This is a genomic window from Acinetobacter brisouii (assembly GCF_008993995.1).
GTDB lineage: Bacteria > Pseudomonadota > Gammaproteobacteria > Pseudomonadales > Moraxellaceae > Acinetobacter > Acinetobacter brisouii_A.
Genome location: NZ_BKNN01000086.1, coordinates 1 through 6,611, shown reverse-complemented (window position 1 = coordinate 6,611; position 6,611 = coordinate 1). Strand labels below are relative to the sequence as shown.

The window sequence follows — 6,611 nt, the reverse complement described above, 5'->3', positions numbered from 1 at the left end:
AATAGGATGTGATGTTAAAATGAGTACACGTGGTCTTCGCTTTCACTCAGCAGCAATTCATTATTTTGATGCTGTACGCCGGTGCGGTTCAATCAGGGAAGCAGCCAGACAATTAAATGTCGTATCTTCTGCTGTAAACAGGCAAATTTTAAAACTCGAAGATGAAGTTGGAGCACCATTATTCAATCGGGTGCCTTCGGGTATGGTACTTACTCATGCAGGTGAGTTATTTTCAAGACATATCAGTTTAGTATTGCGAGATACTAAGCGATTGCAGAATGAATTGGATGCACTGAAAGGGCTTTATAAAGGTCATGTAGAAATTGCGAGTGTTGAAACACTGGCAATTAATTTCCTGCCAGAGATTATTGAAAAATTCCAAGTAAAATATCCTAATGTAACTGTAGGGGTTACAATTTTAGGCTCAAAAGATATCCCTAATGAAATCATTGAAAATAGGGTGGATCTAGGCTTGGCTTTTGCCTTGCCAAAGCATAATGATTTGCACCAAATAGCAATATCCCATTTTAAATTAGGTGCAATTGTATCGACTGAGCATCCCTTGGCCTCTCAAAAGACGGTGTCATTCCATCAGTGCCTCGACTATGATGTGATTATGCCAAAACCTAATTTATCTATTTATCAACAGTTGGCGCCATTATTTGCGGGTGCACAACATGCTATTCCAAATTTTAAAATGCAAACGAGTTCTTTGGAATTAATGAAACAGTTAATACTCAGGAATAAGGGAATTGGTTTTCAGACATTCTTTGGGTTGGAAAATGAAATAATTAATAATCGCCTTCGCTATATTCCGCTTAATGATAACAATGGTATCTACTGTGATTTAGGTCTGTATGCACGTAAAGGGCATTATCTTTCCACAGCAACAGACGCTCTCTCCAGGCTTATTACAGATGAAATCCTACAAAGAGGCGAAGCTGGACAATAAACATAACCTGAAAAGTACAACTAAAAAGCTAAGCCCTTATCGAAATCCCTCAATAAAGGCTTAGCTTTGTTTATTTTGGATAAGCAGCATCCACGCCTTTAACGAAATAATTCATACTCATCAATTGCGTATTTGAGAGATGTTTACCTTTTCCCAAAAGTAATGTTCCATCTTGTTTGTAAAGTGGTCCACTAAACACAATATATTGACCGTTACGAATTTTATCTCGGACAGAGGTGGTCCCACTTGTTTGAACAACTAAAAGCTTATTTATAAGTGTTGTTCAAATTTCCTGATCCACCTCTGACTGCCAAAACCTTCATTTTTTCATTGTTAGAGACCATTGGACCAAAACCTGCTATATCGATGGCACCTTCCTTGACACCATACCATGTCGATCCCGACTTCCATATTTTGTTATGCACTTGCTGCAAAACAGGAGTATAGATTTTTTCCCAATATAACACTGATGCAGCTAGGTGACCTTTAGGAGCAAACTTACTCATATCTGAGTTCCAGCCAAAGCCAAATTTCCCTTTTTCCTGAGCAGCTTTAACTACAGCGGGTGAGTTGGTGACTTGTGATAATATATCAGCATTTTGCGATATTAATGCAAGTGCAGCCTCATGCTCTTTTCCTGAATCAAACCAAGTGTTAATCCAGACTATCTTGGTCTTAATTTTTGGATTTACAGATTGAGCCCCAAGTGTATAGGCATTGATGTCTCTAATGACTTCAGGAATTGGGAATGGTGCTACAACACCCAAACATTACTTTTAGTCTTATAGCCTGCCAATACCCCTTGCAAGTAAGAGCCTTCATAGGTTCGGATATCATAGACTCCCACATTTTTTGCAGTTTTATATCCGTTCGCATGCATAAAAATGGTGTTCGGGAACTGTTTAGCTACCTTTTCAATGGCATTCATATACCCGAAGGTAGTAGCAAATATAACCTTATTTCCTTGTTGTGCGAGTCTCCGAAATGTACGTTCAGAGTCGGCATTATCTAGAATATTCTCGATATAAGAGGTCTTAAATTTACCCTGTAAGGACTTTTCTGCTTTCAGACGACCTATATCGTGTGAATAAGACCAACCATAATCGTTTTTATGAGCGACATAGACAAAAGCCGCTTGATCAGCGGCCAATGCTGGATTGGCCCCACTGATGAGTAAAAGTCCTAAAAGACTGGCATTTACGAAAATATTTTTTAAATTAAGTAGGTTATTCATGCTGATTCTCTTTGAAGAGTATCAGTTGAATTTTGTTTTGCCATAAATATTGCCAGTCGCTCCTCATAAATCTCACGAATATAATGGGCAACACTGCAACTGTCGGCAAACATGTTGTATTTCCAATTTAAACCATACGACTCTAAATTGATATTATCAACAGTCATAAGTTGAACTTTAGAATTTGGATTGTTCAAGTAGCTATCAATGATTTTACGAATGACTTCTTTGGTTGGTGCAAGCTTATATGCATGCCAGAAGTCTGTATGCCATTCACCTTCCGTAGGTTGATTAAATGGATACTGAATTCCTCGGCCAGGACGATTTGTTCCTAAGCCATTATATGGTCCTGTTTCAAATGCTAACCAGTTAACTGGATTATTCGGGACTGCAGGACGGATCTGCCCCCATGTAACTAAATTTCGATTCAGCCAATCATCTGCAAAACTATCATTATTAAAAGGATCTAACTTTCTGATAGCTTCAGGATCATCACGCATTTGTGATACAGCAAGCTCAATTTCATTTTCAATTTTAAAAATACAATGGCTGTAATCCATTGCAAATTCAAACGGCACACCTTCTTTTTCTATAAGATCTGCCACCGGAATTACTCGACGATAATCTTCAGACCAGTTATCAACGTGGCACTCTAAGGTAACCGTGATTCCTTTACTTTGAGCGTAGGTGTAGAAATCGATATAAGTTTTAGCAACTTCTTCGTTCGTTACATAATGACCATCTGCATGTTTTGCCCAAATCATCATGTTGTGGAATTTGGCCCCTACAGCGGCACTACGATTAATATCCTGTTTGAATGCTTCCTCATCCTTGCCAATGACATATAAGCCACAACCAGAATAAATTGGAATATTTGTTTTCTGACTTGCCTTGATGTAAGCATCTATTTGACTATCTTCAAGAGGGATACGATCCAGAAAATCAAAGACCTCCGCAGCTTTTAGCATTTCGAACTGTTCGAGAATAGTAGGCTCATTCAGGCTTACTGGTCGTTCTTTTGATGAGTTTTGAATGCCTAAACCAGCACAACCTAGAGGAAACATTTTTTTCATAATTTTGATACCAACTGTTGAATAAATTAAACGGCTTCTTTTTTCGATGCGTAAGTTTTTTGATACATATAGGCTATGTATTCACCTACAGTCATTTCTTTAGGTTCAGCCTTAAATTGATCACCTAAATTTTGCAGCGTTTTGATTTTGTATTCGTAATCCAAGTCAAAGAAGGTTGGAACCGAATAACGTGAGACACCTGCTTTACTATTGAAAACACGGTGCATATTTGAGAGGTAGAGTCCATTAGTCATGAATTGGACTAAATCACCGAGGTTTACGATAAAAGTATCTGGTATGTGAGGTGCACGTATCCATTCACCCTCACTATTGCGTACTTCTAGTCCACCTACTTCATCTTGCAATAAGAGCGTCAGTAACCCCCAATCAGTGTGCGCACCGGACCCTAGCTGATTGTTTACAATTTTTTCAGATTGAGGAGGATAGTGAAGCATACGGGTAATAATGACAGTTTCATCATAGCCTGCCTCGAAGTAGTTTTCTTCAAGCCCAAGAGAAAGTGCCAATAGGCCAGCTAGATGCTTACCCAGTTTTAAAGTCTGTTGAATATAGGTTTCGGTCTGGGTCTTCATTTCAGGAAGATCTTCAGGCCACTGATTCTGCCCATGTTGTGGATAGCCTTTTTGGACATATGGGTGACTTGAATCTAGATTTTTCCCTGACATGAACCCTTCTTTTAAGTCAGGAGGAGAGCCTTCATCAAGTGTTTGAGCTGCCATTGCTTCATAACCACGAAGGCATTTGGAGTTTTTGAAATCAATCTCTAATTTGTTTTCGATCGGAAGATCAAAAAACTGTTTTGCAATGTCTAGTTGTTTTTGGAGAACTTCAGAAGCGATACCATGATTTTTAATATAGAAGAAACCTGTTGTTCTGCATGCTTTATGGATTTCCCACGCAACAGATTTCCGTTTTTCTAGGTTATCGGAAAAACTGTCGCTTAAGTCGATTACTGGAATACTTTTAGCCGTAGAAGGTGGTGTGTATATCAACATTTTTGTGGCTCTTTGAACTTTGTTGTTATCAACTTAATGACAATTTAATTCCGTGCATAGCAGAGAATCTCGCTCAACTCGTTGCCAAAAAGGCAACACTAAATAAAGTCAGAGTAGTAATAGGAGTCCAAGTAATTCAGCATCAATTAAGAATTGTGATGAGTTATAAAATGCTAGTTATTCGTTAAGTTTAGATAAGAAGAACAATAATAAGAAAAGTGTTCTAAAAATTAGAAATACCATTCCTAAAGTCTTTAATAGACAGATAGAAAAGAAAAAGTCATGATGAAGCAATGCTAAGAAGTTTGAATTAATCAATAACTTATAAGAGGGGCAGCGCTAAAATGAATGCAATACCAGTTCTCAATTTATTCACTCAGCCACAATGTAGTCAATTTGACCCAAATGACTGGAATATTCTAGCGCAGCATTGGTATCCGGTAGTTCAAATCCAGGATGTAACGACTCAACCGCAACAAGTTCAGCTTCTTGATGTCAAAATGGCTATTTATAAAACTGAAAGTGGAGAAATTCATCTGGTCAGAGATATCTGTCCACATCGAGGAGTGCCATTAAGTAAAGGATGGGTAGAAGGTGAAAATATTGTTTGTCCCTATCATGGGCTCAACTATAACGCACAAGGTAAGTGCGTAAAAATCCCTGCTCAACCAGAACTTACCCAAATTTCAGATCGGTTCACCTTAACTAAATTCCCTGTAGTTGAGAAATATGGACTAGTTTGGACCAGCTTATTTAGCCGTGATGAAAGTGAAGCTAATTTTCCAGTTCTTGAAACTTGGGATTCGGATGAACATCAATCAATACTCCCACCATTTGTTGATATAGCAGGTTCTAGTGGTCGTCAGCTTGAAGGTTTTATCGATGTGGCACATTTTGCCTGGGTGCATAACAAGGCATTCGCTGATCGTGATAATCCAGTAGTGCCCAAATATGAAACTGAAAGAACGGATTATGGACTTAAAACGATTTATATCTCTACAGTAAGTAACTTTCCTCATAGTTTGAGACATTTAGAGCCAGAGAATTTCTTATGGAAACGAGAATTTGATGTATATCCTCCATTCTCGGCAACACTTACTGTCTATTTTCCTAACAATGGGATTTTAAAAATTTTGAATGCTTGTTGTCCTGTTTCACATAATCAAACCAGGCTATTTGTTCCGTTGACACGTAATTTTGATACGACGGGTGACCTACAGGCTGTATATGACTTCAATGCACAAATTTTTGCAGAGGATCAGGATATTGTTGAGAGTCAAAAACCGGAAGAACTTCCATTAGATGTTTCAATGGAGGCGCACTTTGCAGCAGACAAATCTTCAACGACATATAGACGGATATTGGCAGAATGGGGATTAAGTAAAAGATATGTGGTCTAGAGATATAAGATAACCTGATTATCTCGATTGGTTGAAATATAAGGGAGGTAGTCTCCCTTATATTTTTAGAGATTGATTTCGCAGAAATACTAATATAAAAGTGACTCACCATTTATCGTAATTTCATTGTCTTAGCTTCTTCTAATTAATAAACTTGATTTTGTTACAATATCAAGTTTATACAGGGAGAGACATAGATGGTAAACCAGTATGGTGGAAGTAGAGAAGGGGCAGGACGTAAAGCTTTTTATGATGAACCTACAAAAGTTTTGCGTGTTCCAGAATCTCGTGTAGTTGAAATCAAGAACTATCTCGCAAACTCAAAGAAAGCCAAGTTCGACGATGTAGCTTCTATTACCTTGGTCAATCCAAGTACCGTTATGCATATCCCCTTAGCCTCTGAGAAAGTTGCCGCTGGCTTTCCCTCACCGGCTCAAGACTATGTCGAAAAGACCTTAGACATGAATGAACACCTCATTAAGAATGAGGCTGCGACATTTATCGTAAAAGTTGCCTCACTTTCTATGCGTGATGCGGGTATCGATATTGATGATGAACTTGTTGTAGATCGCAGTATTGAAGCCAAGCATGAAGATATCGTGGTTGTATGGATTGATAATGAATTTACTGTTAAGCGCCTGATGATTGAGGATGACAACAATCGTTGGCTTAAGGCAGAGAACCCGGACTATTCAGACATTCATCTTCAAGATGGGCAGGAAATGGTGATTTGGGGTGTCGTTACTTATGTCATCAAGCCATTTAAAAAGCGTAAGTAAAACAATAATTATCCCTCTTGGCTTCTTACATGAACCGTACCGGGTTTGTCGGAGACTTTTTTATTTAAGTTAGGCCACCTGACCTAACGGGTTAATCTTATCATAGTACATTGCTTCAAACTCAAAAGGCGATACATAACCCAGTGCACTGTGTACA

The 6,611-nt window shown here is 38.4% G+C and carries 5 protein-coding genes and 1 pseudogene; 3 read left to right on the top strand and 3 right to left on the bottom strand.

From position 1 onward, the window contains the following. The first annotated feature begins 19 nt into the window (after positions 1 to 19). On the top strand, positions 20 to 952 hold the full coding sequence (locus GBN19_RS13830; RefSeq protein WP_000107470.1) for a LysR family transcriptional regulator: 933 nt from the start codon (positions 20 to 22) through the stop codon (positions 950 to 952). Between the two features lie 70 nt (positions 953 to 1,022). Here GBN19_RS13830 and GBN19_RS16310 read toward each other — a convergent pair. The 3 genes and pseudogenes from GBN19_RS16310 to GBN19_RS13810 all read right to left on the bottom strand — a co-directional run bounded on the left by GBN19_RS16310 (position 1,023) and on the right by GBN19_RS13810 (position 4,275). Next, positions 1,023 to 2,186, bottom strand: a pseudogene (locus tag GBN19_RS16310) (BMP family ABC transporter substrate-binding protein). Then, on the bottom strand, positions 2,183 to 3,259 hold the full coding sequence (locus tag GBN19_RS13815) for a hypothetical protein (protein ID WP_000738084.1): 1,077 nt from the start codon (positions 3,257 to 3,259) through the stop codon (positions 2,183 to 2,185). Before GBN19_RS13815 ends, GBN19_RS16310 begins: the two are co-directional and overlap by 4 nt. A 26-nt stretch (positions 3,260 to 3,285) precedes the next feature. Beyond that, positions 3,286 to 4,275 (bottom strand): isopenicillin N synthase family dioxygenase, encoded by a 990-nt coding sequence (locus tag GBN19_RS13810; RefSeq protein WP_151778534.1) that lies wholly within the window; start codon positions 4,273 to 4,275, stop codon positions 3,286 to 3,288. 344 nt (positions 4,276 to 4,619) lie between these two features. On the opposite strand from GBN19_RS13810, the gene GBN19_RS13800 reads away from it, so the two are divergent. Both GBN19_RS13800 and GBN19_RS13795 read left to right on the top strand, forming a co-directional pair. Beyond that, positions 4,620 to 5,675 (top strand): aromatic ring-hydroxylating oxygenase subunit alpha, encoded by a 1,056-nt coding sequence (locus GBN19_RS13800; protein ID WP_000991568.1) that lies wholly within the window; start codon positions 4,620 to 4,622, stop codon positions 5,673 to 5,675. Between the two features lie 197 nt (positions 5,676 to 5,872). Then, on the top strand, positions 5,873 to 6,454 hold the full coding sequence (locus tag GBN19_RS13795) for a LexA family protein (RefSeq protein WP_151711095.1): 582 nt from the start codon (positions 5,873 to 5,875) through the stop codon (positions 6,452 to 6,454). Positions 6,455 to 6,611: the final 157 nt, after the last annotated feature.